We start from the raw sequence: 13,199 nt of genomic DNA on the forward strand, positions 1-13,199 counted from the left end.
AAAAAACCTTTAATTGACAACTCCTCACTCCTAACTATCTAACGTTGAGGCGACTGAGGAAAAGACGTAGGCGATCGCTTTGGGGATTGGTCAGCAGTTCATAGGCTGGGCCTTGTTCTGTGACAATACCGTTGTCCAAAAATATCACCTGATGGGCAACTTCTTTTGCAAATTGCATTTCATGGGTGACAACTACCATTGTCATCCCTTCTGATGCCAATTGTTGCATCACTTGCAAAACTTCGCCGACTAGTTCAGGATCTAAGGCGCTGGTGGGTTCATCAAATAACATGATTTGGGGATTCATGCATAAACTACGAGCGATCGCTACTCGTTGCTTTTGTCCGCCAGAAAGTTGTTCGGGATAAGCAGAGGCTTTATCAGATAAGCCAACTTTTTCAAGATATAACCTCGCTAATTGGGCGCTTTCTTTCGGTGTTTTACCCAAGACTTTACACGGTGCGAGTGTCATATTTTCTAAGACGCTGAGATGGGGAAACAGGTTGAACTGTTGAAACACCATACCTACTTGTGTTCGTAGTTGCCGTAGTTGGCTATAGTTGAGAGTGGGCCGGGATAAGTTAATTCCGTTGATTATTAAACGCCCTTTGTCAATGGTTTCTAGGCGGTTGAAGCAGCGTAGTAGGGTACTTTTACCACAGCCAGAGGAACCGATAACTGCAACGACTTCTCCCCGGTTGATTTCGCCTGTGATTCCTTTGAGGACTTTTAGGGAACCAAAGTTTTTTTCGATATTGTCAAAAATAATGGCGGGGATGGTATTGTTCATTACTTATGTCAAACTGCTCTACAGTTGATTGTAAGGTTTTAAGGTAGATGCGGAGCGGCTACCGCAGAGGCGCAGAGAGCGCAGAGGGCGAGAGAAAATAATATGGTTAAATTTGGTTTTGTGCGCTGGTGTATAGTTGTTTGTTTTAGCTGTTTGTTACTGGCTGGCTGTGCTGTAAACTCTAGCGCGGGTAAAACTCTGCAAATTGCTACAGATCCGACGTATCCACCTTTTGAGTTTCAAAAACAAAGTGGTGAGTTGCAAGGTTTTTCTATTGAGGTGATGAATGCGATTGCAGTTGCTGCTAACTTTAAATTTAATTTTAAAAGTCTGCCTTTTGATGGCATGATCTCAGCTTTAGGAGCCAAAACGGTAGATGCGGCGATTAGTTCCATCACGATTACAGAGGAGAGGGCGAAGACTATTTCTTTTTCCCGTCCTTATTTTAAGTCTGGGTTAGCGATCGTAATTCGTACAGACAATCAAGATATTACTGGTTTTGACAGTCTCAAAAATAAAAAAATTGCTGTACAAATTGGTACAACTGGGGCTGTAAAGGCTAAAAGTATTCCTGGGGCGCAAATTCGCAGTTTTGATTCTGCGCCCATAGCCTTGCAAGAATTGCTCAATGGCAATGTGGATGCAGTAATTAATGATGCATCTATGACTGTATATGCCATTAATACGGGCAATCTTCAGGGAATTAAAATAGTACAAAAATTGCTGACGGAGGAGTTTTATGGAATTGCTACACCTAAAAACTCGCCGAATTTGGCATTGATAAATGATGGCTTGGATAGGGTGCTGAAAAATGGCACTTATTCTCAAATTTATCAGAAATGGTTTAAAGTTGAACCGCCATCACTACCAGCTAAATCACTATTTGAGGAGCAAAATAATACTAATTCGCCTAAAACACATACCTTATTTGGGGTGATTTTGCAAGCTTTTCCAACTTTATTACAAGGTGCGTTGGTAACGTTGCAATTGGCGATACTTTCTGTAGTGTTTGGTTTAATTGGTGGTTCCCTGATTGGTATTGTCCGCCTTTCTCATCTTGCACCTGTGCGTTGGCTGGCGAGGGCGTATGTAGATTTTTTCCGGGGAACGCCTTTGTTGGTGCAAATTTTTATGATTTACTTTGGATTACCTGCAATTTTGCAAGAACTTGGTTTGACATTTAGTTTTGATCGCCTAACTGCTGGGGTAATTGCTTTAAGTTTAAATAGCGCCGCATACATTGCCGAAGTTGTTCGTGCGGGGATTCAATCAATTGAACCAGGACAAGCAGAAGCTGCACAGTCATTAGGTTTGAGTTCTGTACAAACAATGAGTTATATAATTTTTCCCCAGGCTTTTCGACGGATGATTCCACCTTTAGGTAATGAATTTATTAGTTTGTTGAAAGATACAAGCTTAGTTGCAGTTATTGGTTTTGAAGAATTGTTTCGCAAAGGACAATTAATTGTCGCCGATAACTATCGCGCTTTTGAAATTTACGCGGCTGTGGCGTTGGTTTATTTATGTTTGACGTTACTTTCTTCACAAGCATTTAGTCGTTTAGAAGTGTGGATGAATCCGGTGAAACGGCACAGGAAGCACGATGCTTAATAATCTTTGAGTAATCTTATAATTTATCTATTTCACATAGTCGTAAAAACCTAAACTCATGAGGCTTTACTCGTTCCCATGCTGAATATTTTCTACTGCGAAATAATCTGCGATCGCTTGTAAATCAGCAGAAGCAGGGAGCGAGATAATATACCGATTTATTTTTAAGCTCTTTTGCTTGCTTCAATTGTGTTAAAAGCTGATTCACAAAAGTTTCACCATCAATTGCTTCTCGCCTTTGAGAGCATCCCAATTTTGCCAAAAGATACAGGAGTAGTACAAAAACCCTGTACAAACCTCTTTCCTTTGCGTCCTTCTCTAACGAGACGCTAACGCGTAGCTTGCTTCTTTGCAGGAGTATGCGGTTCGTTATTTCATTACTGTTAAATTAGTAAGATTTAGATTATTTGTTCTTGTTCTGGGCTGAACGTGATATTCATAACGATTCCATTTTTTTGCTTTTTCTATGATAGAGCTGTGATAAATAACATCCCTGATGTATTAAGTTGGGTTGACGCTTGAAATAATCTTGCTGAAAAACGGGAAGACTATGGTTACTCTCTAATGGGGAAATTTCCATGAAAGTCCTCAACAGCAAAATGCTCAAAAAATCTCTGCTTAACTGTTTGATTTTGCCTTTTTCTCTAGTGCCCTGGCTGTGTGTGGGAACCCTTTTCGATTCTCAAGCCAATGCTTTACCAGGGCAAAGTACAGAGGAAGTAGGCACTTGGATTAAAGCACATCCCACACTCCGTCCCAGGAGTGGGGAGCGATTATTTGTGCAAAAGACTGATACAGCTGCTCAACGATTCACTTTTCAAGCGTCAGTATTGCCTCCCGGTAGGGTGGAATTTTCCAAAGACCGTAGCACAATTCGGAGTGAGCGCATTGCCATGTATGATGCCATTAACGGCATGACATTTACGCGTCTCCAGGAATCTTTGCGGGTGATTTATGGCTTAGAGATTTATCAAGATTACGATCGCGCCCAAGTCGTGTACGAGTATCCCAACGAAAAGGTAGTTAACTCGGCGCGTCTTGCCAAAACTCCAATTCGGGAAGCTTTAAAGGGAGAATTACGAGTAGGCGATCGCTATGTATACTGGGTGGAAATTGCCCAACCCAAGACTGGCAAAGCTTTTACTGGTCAAATGACGATTTTGCTCAAAACTGATCTAGGCAAGTTAGAAAGGGAACTGCAAATTCGATAATGGGCATCGGGCAGAAAGAAGTTCTTCAATTTTTAATTTTTAATTTTTAATTGATTTCTCCCCTGCTCCCTCATCCCCCTCATCCCTTCTCGTTTAAAGATGACTGAATTGGTATTCTACAACTTCCCCAACCCTATAGGAGCAAGAGTTTGCCATGTACCCGAAAAGATACTTTCAGATGCTAAGGAAATTCGTAGTAAATCTTCCTTTAGTAGTGGCGGCCAATCAACCCCGGCTTTACGCCCTGCGGCAAACAGCTGTTGCGCCTTAATGCTTAACTGAAAAAGGGTCAAAGCCAGCTCTCGGTCTAGGCTCGTTGCATCTTTGAGGGCTTCAAACACCACTTTCAATGCCAACAAAATCGAGGTGATCTGACCGGGTACCGGCGGTTTTCCCTGTTTCATACGCGTCAACAGCGCATCTGGGTTTTCCTCGGTTGTGATTGTCTGATCTATGAGGAGTTTCCGAGCTGTTTCGTAATTCATTTAGCCAGTTTAGCGTACATTCTGCTTCAGCAGGAATACCTAATTAAAAAGTCATCAAACTGGCTTTTGGTTATTTATAGCAATCTCTTATGATTTGTGAAAAGATAAACTTGGGGAAAATGATGGGGGATTTGCGATGCTCTCGCTTAAGCAGATACACTGAATATAATATCTTTGAAAAATACGTACCGCTTAGAATCAGAAGCAAAATGATATCACCAAATTTACTAGAAATTGAGCGCTCCGTCCGTGCTTTGTCTGTGGAAGAACAACTTTGGCTGCTAGAAAGTATTGCTCGACAAATCCGAGAAAGTGAGTATACAAAAGATAAATTCCCTGATGCCAAACATCCAGAAGAACAACTGGGAGTGATAGTTAATGAGGCAAAGATCCCAGTAGAAATTGCTGCTATAACTGATGAGTTTGCAATTTCAGAAATTCTCTAATGTAGAAAAGTAAAAATTATGAGTTTGTCAGATTTAAAAAGTTAAATATACAGTTTTTATGGATTCTCTCGTTTCTCTCGTTCCTAGTCTCTAACTGGGAATGCTTGATGGGAGGGCTGCCGCCTCAAGACTCGCGGCAGAAGCCAGAAGCTGGAAATGAAGTTTTAAAGGAATTTTAGCTGAAGTTAACACCAATAAGCATTGCTGTGTTCCATGCAATTGAGAACCACTATATTAGCATTTTCGGTATTGTACTTCGTATTTAAATTCATCTTGGTTAGACTCAACATTTTGAGAAACAATCGAGCGTACAAATCCCAGATTATGCAATAAAGCAATAGAACGATGATTTTGGAGATCAACGTAAGCACAAAAATCCAGATTTTGGTATGTCTCAACTAAATAATTAATCATACATGTCACCGCTTCGCGTGCATAACCTTTTCCCCATGAATTAGGAAAAAACACATACGCAATGATTGCACTCTTGTTTACAGTAATTGTTGCTTGAACATATCCAATGTAGCATTTCTCTACAAAAGACCAGACAGCCCAATTGAACCAAATCTCTGTTCCATCTGGTGATTGACGACGCGCCAACACCATGTAGCGATCGCGAAGCGATACAACGCTTTGTGGCGGCACATCTTCGATAAAGTCATATATCCTAGCACTTTGTAATCCATCAAAAAGCAGTTCGGCATGATCCGGTTCTAGTGGTTCTAAACAGAGCCGTTGAGAGTAGATTTTCATTTTGATCTAACCCTACATTAACAAGCCATACCAAACACCTTTGACTAACTCATCTTCAATATGAACCTCTGGAGCCAAAAGCTATATGTCAAGGATGTCAAATTTTTGACTTGAAAAAACTCCATAGATATAGTACTTTTCACAACTGATTTAGGATTGCCATAGTTGCTAATCAATAAATACCATAGATAATTTCTATATCTAGTACACCACAACGGAAATAGAGCAACCATTTAAAATCCCTATAAAGCTTATTCCATAGTCCTTTTGACTTTTTATTTTTGGATTTTAACTTCCACCTTGTGGTACTAGCCTTTTAGATTGACTTTTATTTCATTTATCTTTACGATTCAACCTCATTATGGTATGTCAATGGGGTAAATACGCTTTTATAGTGTTGCTAATTAATAAGCAATAGAGACGATCTCGCAAAACCACTTATTAAGGGTGCTCATTACATTGTTTGAAGTTATGTAGCCTTTTGATTACGGCCTATCAATCACTGCGGTAAACTATGCGTTGATTATGATTCTTTCGCAGAGAAGAACACCTCGAAAGGAGCGGTTTTTTCAATGTCTCATACCGTAAAAATCTACGATACCTGCATTGGTTGCACCCAATGCGTCCGCGCTTGCCCTACTGATGTACTAGAGATGGTTCCTTGGGATGGCTGTAAAGCTGCTCAAATTGCCTCTTCACCCCGTACAGAAGACTGCGTTGGCTGTAAGCGCTGCGAAACCGCTTGTCCCACCGACTTTTTGAGCATCCGGGTTTACCTGGGCGCTGAAACAACTCGCAGTATGGGTCTGGCTTACTAAAAAGCTCAGTGCTAAGTCACCGAACTTCTGATCGCAATGCGGGTCTACTGCCCAACCGTTCTTCTAGAAGGGTTGAGGCGCAAGCCTTTGCTTTGCTCAGAGTTCTCCCTGAGTTCTGAGTCTTGAGTCCAGAGGCAAAAGAAGTAAATCAAAAAAACAATTTCTTGATTCTTCACTCAGCACGGGCTACGCTAACGGAACTCATAACTCAGAACTCAGTGTTCAAAACTTTAAAGTTTCTTAATAGCAAGCATCTTTAAAAATACCTAGTGGCAGAGGGAGTAATTTACTCCCTTTTTTATTTGCAAAAAGTCTACTTTGTGCTACCAACTATACTGGATCTAATCATCCTGAAAAAGAAGCGGTGTGAACAATGTGCGGAATCGTTGGATATATAGGCACTCAAGCGGCGACAGACATTTTACTGGCTGGGCTGGAAAAACTAGAGTATAGGGGTTACGATTCTGCTGGAATCGCTACTGTTTGGGAAGGTGAGGTTAATTGTGTGCGGGCAAAGGGCAAATTGCATAACCTGCGTTCTAAACTGGAACAAATAGAAGCTCCTGCCCAGATTGGTATTGGTCACACTCGCTGGGCAACTCATGGTAAACCAGAAGAGTACAATGCCCATCCCCACATGGATACGGCAAAGCGAGTGGCGGTAGTGCAAAATGGCATTATCGAAAATTACCGCGACTTACGCGAGGAACTCAAAGGAAAAGGGCACAAGTTTCTTTCTGAAACCGATACAGAAGTAATTCCCCATCTTATAGCCGAATTTTTAAAGAATCTGCCCCCTTCATCTCCCTCATCTTCCTCATCTCCCTTCCTAGAAGCAATTCGCCAAGCAGTTAACCACTTGCAAGGGGCATTTGCGATCGCAGTTATTTCTGCTGACTACCCCGATGAATTGATTGTTGTTCGCCAGCAAGCACCTTTGGTAATTGGTTTTGGGCAAGGGGAGTTCTTTTGTGCGTCTGACACGCCAGCGATCGTTGCCTACACGCGTGCGGTGCTACCTCTGGAAAATGGTGAAATTGCCCGTCTTACTCCTTTGGGCGTTGAGATTTACAATTTTGCTGGCGACAGGTTGAAAAAACAACCCCGGCTGCTCAACTTCAATCCTGCAATGGTAGAAAAGCAGGGGTTCAAACACTTCATGCTTAAAGAAATCCATGAGCAACCAGGGGTAGTAAGAGCTAGTTTAGACGCTTACTTTAATCCAGCCGAATCTACCGAATCGCCAATCAATCTTGGTTTACCTGCGGATTTATACACTGATTTAGAACAAATTCAGATCGTCGCCTGTGGTACAAGTTGGCACGCAGCATTAATCGGAAAATATTTACTCGAACAACTAGCAGGAATTTCAACTCAGGTACATTATGCTTCTGAGTATCGTTATGCACCATCACCATTGACATCTAACACGTTGATCATCGGTGTTACCCAATCAGGTGAAACCGCCGATACCCTAGCAGCTTTAGGGATGGAAAAAGAACGTCGCCAGGGGAAAGAACCCAAATATCAAGCGCGACTATTGGGCATTACGAATCGCCCCGAAAGTAGCCTTGGTCATCTAGTACCGCATGTTATCAGTACCCTAGCGGGAATTGAAATTGGAGTAGCAGCAACAAAAACTTTCACTGCCCAACTGATGGCATTTTATGCATTGGCATTGGATTTAGCAGCTCGTCGCCAGACAGTTTCAAAAGATATTTTAGAGAAAATTATTAATGGGTTGCGGCAGATTCCTAAAGAAATTGAAGCAACTTTGGAAAACCAGGAACGTTTAACCGAACAGCTAGCCCACGAATTCGCCGAAACCCAAGATTTCATTTTTCTGGGAAGGGGAATTAACTTTCCTATTGCTTTGGAAGGGGCATTGAAATTAAAAGAAATTAGCTATATTCACGCAGAAGGGTATCCGGCTGGAGAGATGAAACATGGCCCGATCGCACTTTTAGATGCGAAAGTACCAGTAGTTGCGATCGCAATACCTGGTAGTGTTTACGAAAAAGTTATTTCTAATGCCCAAGAAGCCAAAGCCAGAGATTCTCGCTTAATTGGCGTGACTCCCGTTAACGACGGCGAAGCTGCGGAAATTTTTAACGATCTTCTTCCCATCTCTCATGTGGAAGAATTACTTTCTCCGATTTTGACAGTAGTTCCTTTGCAATTATTGGCTTATCATATTGCCGCCCGTCGCGGTTTGGATGTCGATCAACCAAGAAATTTGGCTAAGTCTGTAACGGTAGAATAGTCTATTGATAGTGTGGACAAATAATTGTACAACAATAAAAAAGTTGTATAACCCATAAGATAATTATACAACTTATCCTGTAGGTGAATATGCAAGCATCTACAGGAATTTTTATGATACCAATACAATACTCTACAGTTGCAATAAGCTACGTGTTTATTTTCAATCAAATCCCAATGTGAGCGATCGTACTCTCTGCGATGGCATTGGTCCAAAGAGCAATTAGCTTTGCAGCCAGAAATCAATTACTGCTACTGCGATCGCATACATCACCAACCAGAATTACTGATTTGGCTTTTACTGGGGAGCGATGTCTAGGACGGGCTGCGCCTACGCAATTGGATTAATATTGCACCAAGTAAAAGTGCGATGCCTAGGTTGGGCTGCGCCTACGCATTCCAAATATAAAGTTGAATCAACAGCTTGAGTTTAGCATCTTCCATCTCAACGATGCGATCGCCATTTAGTCTTATAGTAAATACTTCCAAACCCTTACAAGGCTAACTATTGAGGAATTGTACAACTTTTTTATTTATCAATATGACAAATTCTTAGAAAATTCTACAACTTTATTTTTATAAGTCGCGTGAATGCCAACGGTAATATAGAAGTTACAAACTGCAAAATTGTAGAATTTTTTTATACTTCTACAGATTTTAGTAATTTTAGATAAATTGTACAAGTTTATTTTTGGAGATTAGTATTAACGTTAACGCTAATATAATGGTTCTAGCGCCTAAAACTGTACAACTTTTTTAGTTGTTTACAGAAGATTACCAGCCCAATAGACAACCACCAGAAAACCTCTATAATCGACAAATTATTGAGGTTTATGAGCCACAGTAGCTCTCTCTGGGTTGGGCTTGGGTTTATTTAATGACTCTAGACCTTTAACCAATTACCAGGCATCCTCCAACCTGACGGCTGGTGGAGTGGCTGTGGTTTAACCGCAAAGTCCAGTTACGATCTGTGAACTGTTAATTTTGCGATTAGTTTATGTCCTGCTTGGAGTCGTGCCGTTGCGGCTGTAACGGATAGATTGGATTTTCTGGAGAAGCTACTGCTGCTTTAGGAATTTCAATTACCGGGTTATTTAGCCCTACCATCAAAGGAGAAGGTGGAATTATAGAGGCTGAAGATGTTTGTATCGGTTCTGTTTGTGGTCGTTGTGCCAGTTGCGGCACTCTCGAACCAATAGGTACTAAGCCAGATACTGCACCGATTACACAAGCAGCAAGGGCTGCACCTCCCGCCATCCAGTTTAAACGGGAACGGCGGCGCAGACGTGTCAATACTTGCCCAACTGTTACTTCTGGTGACTGTTGGGCTGTGGGCACTGGGAGAGTCCGCAAGCCTTGGCGCAGCTTTAAAAGTCGAGCGTACAAGCATTGAACTGAGGCATCATTTGCCAGCCATTCTTCTACTTGCTTGCGTTCAACGGCTGTGACTTCACCATCGAGATAAGCACTCAATAACTCGAAGCGATCGCGCTTCACTATATCCATAAGACCCGTTGATTCATTGGTATGCTTGGCCATTCCATCTGACAAATCTTGAGGAAGTTGCAAAGGAGAACGGTCGTAAAACTGAGAATCCGTAGTCATCTTAACATTATTACCAATTCATACACGGGTAAACTGGGCGGGAGATTCGGAGAAATTAGCCAATTTTCCTCCTCAGGGCAGAAGCGATCTACGTTGTGGGTATTCTTAATCTATGCTTAAATTCTGCCATTGGGCAGAGGCAAGATACTGTAAATTAGGAATCTAGATAATTCTGCAAGTGAGCTTGCAGCCTCGTTCTAGCTCTGGCTATTCTTGACTTCACAGTTCCTAAGGAAACTCCAGTGATTTCGGCAATTTCTTCATAAGCCATGCCTTCGATTTCTCTCAGGACAATGGTAGTACGAAAAACTTCTGGTAAATCCGCGATCGCTTCTCGCAATTGTTCGTAAAATTCTCTAGTTGTCAGTTCTTCTTCAGGACCGGGAGTATCGCCAGCGATTTCCCAATCCATCTCGCCGTCTTCTAATGAACGGGGAGCATCCAGTGACAAAGGACTCATAACCCGCTTGCGTTTCCGTAACTCGTCGTAAAACAAGTTGGTGGCAATGCGGCTTAACCAGCCCCGAAATTTGGCAGGATCTTGTAATCGGTTGATATTCCGATACACTCGAATCCAAACTTCTTGAGCTAAATCGGCTCTGTCAGCCCAATCTGGAGCCAAGTGGTATAGAACTCTATCAACTTGACTTTGATAGCGGCGTAATAGTTCTGCAAACGCAACACGATCTGGTCGCAGTCCCGCTTGACAGCGCAAAATTAAATCGTGGTTAGGGAGTTTGTCAACTTGCACTGATGCTTCTGGATACTTTGCATCAATCGTTGACCAGGATACAGAGATCGACTGACTCATAGATCGTACTGGCTCTAAATCATCCCTATCTATTAGACCTGCTAATGGAACAGAAGTTCCATGCTAAGGTGACGGATTTATGACTGGAACACTGAGGCAGACAATTTTAGATACATTTATAGCAATAAGGAGGGCCACTTTTTCCTTATACTGCTGGCATAGTTAGCCAAGACCCATTAATTAATAAAAGCGCGGCAACATGCACATTTTAGTACTTTTCGCAACTGGGTATATACGCTTGATAAAAATAATTAAATCTGGGTATAAGGATGAAGATAAAACTTTTGTAATTCTAACTTCTTAATACCTTTAAAGTTGAGGTATTAATTTCTGGAAGTTGGGTTGCTATGGTGATTTATTTTTTTCACTTTGTTACCAGAATAGCTGCTGATTGTTCTGGTTGTGACCCGTAGGTAGCACCATTATGTTGCTCTGGTACACGAACTTGAAAAAGGAAATTGAGGGAAAATGTAATTGTGACTGCTAAGAATAGTTTTTCAAACATGATTTTTCTCCCACTGACACCACTAAGAATTGATTACTACATTTCAAAAGTTGCACCAGAAAGTCTAAGTATTGGCTTACAACCCCCAGAACTTTGGAGGAATGAGGTTGGTCACTTCGAGTTTTCCTGCTGGAACAATTTGCATAGTCTTAGTTTGCCCAGAGGTGTTGGCAGATTTATAACAGAAATGATAAGTATTGATAAATTTTTGATGATCGGATGATGAACTCATCGAATTACTCGGCTGGATATGTCAGGGATAAATAATAGGCGATGGCAATGGTAAGAAATGAATCTGTAGGGCGGGTGGTAATGTTGCTCTGTTTTGGCACAGCATTTTTATCTTTAGCTGTCCATTGGCGCATTACCACGGCACAACGGCAGTCTGATAAGTCTGTATCTACTGCAATGCGGCGAGATTCTACCCTAACCAATCCTAAGGGGAGCCGCCCAGAAGGAGTCTACAGAAATCTTTCCCAAGTTAGTTTAGAGGAAATTGCACTGGGTGCATCTGTGCCAGTTGATGAAGCCACCCAAGGCACAACTGCCCAGAGGGTGTTTACATCAAAGTCCTCTGCTATTAAGCCTCAAACTAAGTCGAAAGTAATTAAAAAAAAGAATGTAGCCAAAGCAACTAAGTCGAAAATAATTAAGAAGAATGTAGCCAAAGCGACTAATGTAGGCGCGATTGTCCCCCAAACTCAGCCCCAAATCATTAGAAAGAATGTAGCTAAAGAAACCGAACGACCAACTAAGACGCGGCTGGTGGCACAAGCAGAAAGACAAAATCCAGTTACAGATAGTTGGCCAAAAAGTATATGGTCTAAAGCTTCAGCCCAACAAGTACCATCTAACAGGCTGGCAGATGCTAAGACGCAAGTAGTAGTTGATTTAAGCGATCGCCGGACTTATGTATACGCAGAAGATGAGGTTATAGCCAGCTACCCAATCGCTATAGGTAAGAAAGGTTGGGAAACGCCCACAGGTTCTTTCCAGGTGATTCACATGCGACACTATCCAATTTGGCGTCACCCGATTACAGGCAAAGTATTTGAGGCTGGTACGGATAGTCCCTTGGGAGACAGATGGATTGGTTTTTGGTCAGATGGACGGAATGAAATTGGCTTTCATGGCACGCCGGAAATTGACCTGGTAGGAACGGCTGTATCCCACGGCTGCTTAAGAATGCGTAATTCTGATGTTCGATTGTTATATGAGCAAGTTAGTTTAGGGACAACAGTATTAGTGCGTGATTAATTATAGAGTCATTAGTCATTGGTCATTTGTTTAAAACAAATGACCAATGACTCTTAAAATTATAATTTTTGCTCAAAGTTAGGTGCGTATGTTTGGAGTAAAGCACTAACTTGGCGTACAACCTCATTTCCAGTGTTTTTACCCAAAGCTTGGCGTTCTGGGAAGAAATGGGGTCGATCGAGGTAACGGTTAATTGCCTCACTTATTTGCTGAGAAATTAAGTCTTGCAGTTGTGCCTGAGCCGTTTGGCGCTGGAAGTTAGCACCTTCTTCTGTAGTAGCATATAAAGGTGGTAGCCTGTTGAGGGCGTAAGCAGCAATATCGCCGACATCTAAAGAACTTTCGCTGGTGGCTTCGATTTCTGCGACTCGGGCGATCGCTTCTGTCAGTACCAATTCTTCCATAACGTTAATGAATTGTTTGCGAGGTACCGCCACTACCTCACTAGTCAATAGCGCACCCATCAGCCGATCCAACGCCATATACTCTTCAATTGAGAGTTCCGAGGCGTTGTCACAGATTCTACCGACTTCTGCTTCCATTGCTGGTGTCAAATAACCATCCTGGAGAGCTTGTTCTACAATTTTTTCGATACTCATAATGCTTATCATCATTTATGTTAGCCAAGCAAGGTAGGGATGGTAT

14 protein-coding genes and 1 pseudogene are annotated in these 13,199 nt (G+C 41.9%); 8 read left to right on the forward strand and 7 right to left on the reverse strand.

Features of this window, described 5'->3' with window-relative positions:
* Positions 1–34: 34 nt before the first annotated feature.
* Positions 35–790 (reverse strand): amino acid ABC transporter ATP-binding protein, encoded by a 756-nt coding sequence (locus LC608_RS02295; RefSeq protein WP_229551967.1) that lies wholly within the window; start codon positions 788–790, stop codon positions 35–37.
* A gap of 102 nt (positions 791–892) precedes the next feature.
* Between LC608_RS02295 and LC608_RS02300 the strand changes: the two genes are divergently transcribed.
* Positions 893–2,401, forward strand: a complete 1,509-nt coding sequence (locus LC608_RS02300) for an ABC transporter permease subunit (protein ID WP_229551968.1) — start codon at positions 893–895, stop codon at positions 2,399–2,401.
* Positions 2,402–3,000: 599 nt separating this feature from the next.
* Entirely contained in the window at positions 3,001–3,612 is a 612-nt protein-coding gene (locus LC608_RS02305; protein ID WP_229552082.1) for a hypothetical protein, read from the forward strand.
* 116 nt (positions 3,613–3,728) lie between these two features.
* Here the strand turns inward: LC608_RS02305 and LC608_RS02310 are convergent, their stop codons facing one another.
* On the reverse strand, positions 3,729–4,097 hold the full coding sequence (locus LC608_RS02310) for a Dethiobiotin synthetase (protein ID WP_229551969.1): 369 nt from the start codon (positions 4,095–4,097) through the stop codon (positions 3,729–3,731).
* Positions 4,098–4,306: 209 nt separating this feature from the next.
* Between LC608_RS02310 and LC608_RS02315 the strand changes: the two genes are divergently transcribed.
* Entirely contained in the window at positions 4,307–4,543 is a 237-nt protein-coding gene (locus LC608_RS02315; RefSeq protein ID WP_229551970.1) for a hypothetical protein, read from the forward strand.
* Positions 4,544–4,777: 234 nt separating this feature from the next.
* Here LC608_RS02315 and LC608_RS02320 read toward each other — a convergent pair whose 3' ends face one another.
* Positions 4,778–5,296: a GNAT family N-acetyltransferase gene (locus LC608_RS02320; RefSeq protein WP_229551971.1), complete on the reverse strand. Its 519-nt coding sequence runs from the start codon at positions 5,294–5,296 to the stop codon at positions 4,778–4,780.
* A 572-nt stretch (positions 5,297–5,868) separates the two neighbouring features.
* On the opposite strand from LC608_RS02320, the gene psaC reads away from it, so the two are divergent.
* The 4 genes and pseudogenes from psaC to LC608_RS02340 all read left to right on the forward strand — a co-directional run.
* The gene (gene psaC, locus LC608_RS02325) at positions 5,869–6,114 is read left to right on the forward strand and encodes a photosystem I iron-sulfur center protein PsaC (protein WP_012411495.1); all 246 of its coding nucleotides are present in this window, start codon (positions 5,869–5,871) and stop codon (positions 6,112–6,114) included.
* A 373-nt stretch (positions 6,115–6,487) separates the two neighbouring features.
* Entirely contained in the window at positions 6,488–8,377 is a 1,890-nt protein-coding gene (gene glmS, locus LC608_RS02330; protein ID WP_229551972.1) for a glutamine--fructose-6-phosphate transaminase (isomerizing), read from the forward strand.
* A 200-nt stretch (positions 8,378–8,577) separates the two neighbouring features.
* Positions 8,578–8,724 (forward strand): hypothetical protein, encoded by a 147-nt coding sequence (locus LC608_RS02335; RefSeq protein ID WP_229551973.1) that lies wholly within the window; start codon positions 8,578–8,580, stop codon positions 8,722–8,724.
* A gap of 421 nt (positions 8,725–9,145) precedes the next feature.
* A pseudogene (locus LC608_RS02340) lies at positions 9,146–9,350 on the forward strand (gamma-glutamylcyclotransferase); the annotation flags it as partial.
* A 16-nt stretch (positions 9,351–9,366) separates the two neighbouring features.
* Here LC608_RS02340 and LC608_RS02345 read toward each other — a convergent pair.
* The 3 genes from LC608_RS02345 to LC608_RS02355 form a co-directional block, all read right to left on the reverse strand.
* On the reverse strand, positions 9,367–9,981 hold the full coding sequence (locus LC608_RS02345; protein ID WP_229551974.1) for an anti-sigma factor: 615 nt from the start codon (positions 9,979–9,981) through the stop codon (positions 9,367–9,369).
* A gap of 154 nt (positions 9,982–10,135) precedes the next feature.
* Positions 10,136–10,792 (reverse strand): sigma-70 family RNA polymerase sigma factor, encoded by a 657-nt coding sequence (locus tag LC608_RS02350; protein WP_229551975.1) that lies wholly within the window; start codon positions 10,790–10,792, stop codon positions 10,136–10,138.
* A 364-nt stretch (positions 10,793–11,156) separates the two neighbouring features.
* On the reverse strand, positions 11,157–11,297 hold the full coding sequence (locus LC608_RS02355) for a hypothetical protein (RefSeq protein ID WP_229551976.1): 141 nt from the start codon (positions 11,295–11,297) through the stop codon (positions 11,157–11,159).
* A gap of 279 nt (positions 11,298–11,576) precedes the next feature.
* On the opposite strand from LC608_RS02355, the gene LC608_RS02360 reads away from it, so the two are divergent.
* The gene (locus tag LC608_RS02360; protein WP_374108358.1) at positions 11,577–12,554 is read left to right on the forward strand and encodes a L,D-transpeptidase; all 978 of its coding nucleotides are present in this window, start codon (positions 11,577–11,579) and stop codon (positions 12,552–12,554) included.
* A gap of 59 nt (positions 12,555–12,613) precedes the next feature.
* Here LC608_RS02360 and LC608_RS02365 read toward each other — a convergent pair whose 3' ends face one another.
* Positions 12,614–13,153 (reverse strand): late competence development ComFB family protein, encoded by a 540-nt coding sequence (locus LC608_RS02365; protein WP_229551978.1) that lies wholly within the window; start codon positions 13,151–13,153, stop codon positions 12,614–12,616.
* Positions 13,154–13,199: the final 46 nt, after the last annotated feature.

The sequence above is a fragment of the Nostoc sp. XA010 genome (genome assembly GCF_020829625.1).
In the GTDB taxonomy this organism is placed as follows: Bacteria; Cyanobacteriota; Cyanobacteriia; order Cyanobacteriales; family Nostocaceae; genus Nostoc.

Coding starts and splice junctions, on each gene's coding strand:
- LC608_RS02355 (WP_229551976.1), bottom strand. CDS start 11,297: ATGTTTGAAAAACTATTCTTAGCAGTCACAATTACATTTTCCCTCAAT.
- LC608_RS02300 (WP_229551968.1), top strand. CDS start 893: ATGGTTAAATTTGGTTTTGTGCGCTGGTGTATAGTTGTTTGTTTTAGC.
- LC608_RS02320 (WP_229551971.1), bottom strand. CDS start 5,296: ATGAAAATCTACTCTCAACGGCTCTGTTTAGAACCACTAGAACCGGAT.
- LC608_RS02350 (WP_229551975.1), bottom strand. CDS start 10,792: ATGAGTCAGTCGATCTCTGTATCCTGGTCAACGATTGATGCAAAGTAT.
- LC608_RS02360 (WP_374108358.1), top strand. CDS start 11,577: ATGGTAAGAAATGAATCTGTAGGGCGGGTGGTAATGTTGCTCTGTTTT.
- psaC (WP_012411495.1), top strand. CDS start 5,869: ATGTCTCATACCGTAAAAATCTACGATACCTGCATTGGTTGCACCCAA.
- glmS (WP_229551972.1), top strand. CDS start 6,488: ATGTGCGGAATCGTTGGATATATAGGCACTCAAGCGGCGACAGACATT.
- LC608_RS02365 (WP_229551978.1), bottom strand. CDS start 13,153: ATGAGTATCGAAAAAATTGTAGAACAAGCTCTCCAGGATGGTTATTTG.
- LC608_RS02315 (WP_229551970.1), top strand. CDS start 4,307: ATGATATCACCAAATTTACTAGAAATTGAGCGCTCCGTCCGTGCTTTG.
- LC608_RS02345 (WP_229551974.1), bottom strand. CDS start 9,981: ATGACTACGGATTCTCAGTTTTACGACCGTTCTCCTTTGCAACTTCCT.
- LC608_RS02295 (WP_229551967.1), bottom strand. CDS start 790: ATGAACAATACCATCCCCGCCATTATTTTTGACAATATCGAAAAAAAC.
- LC608_RS02305 (WP_229552082.1), top strand. CDS start 3,001: ATGCTCAAAAAATCTCTGCTTAACTGTTTGATTTTGCCTTTTTCTCTA.
- LC608_RS02310 (WP_229551969.1), bottom strand. CDS start 4,097: ATGAATTACGAAACAGCTCGGAAACTCCTCATAGATCAGACAATCACA.
- LC608_RS02335 (WP_229551973.1), top strand. CDS start 8,578: ATGGCATTGGTCCAAAGAGCAATTAGCTTTGCAGCCAGAAATCAATTA.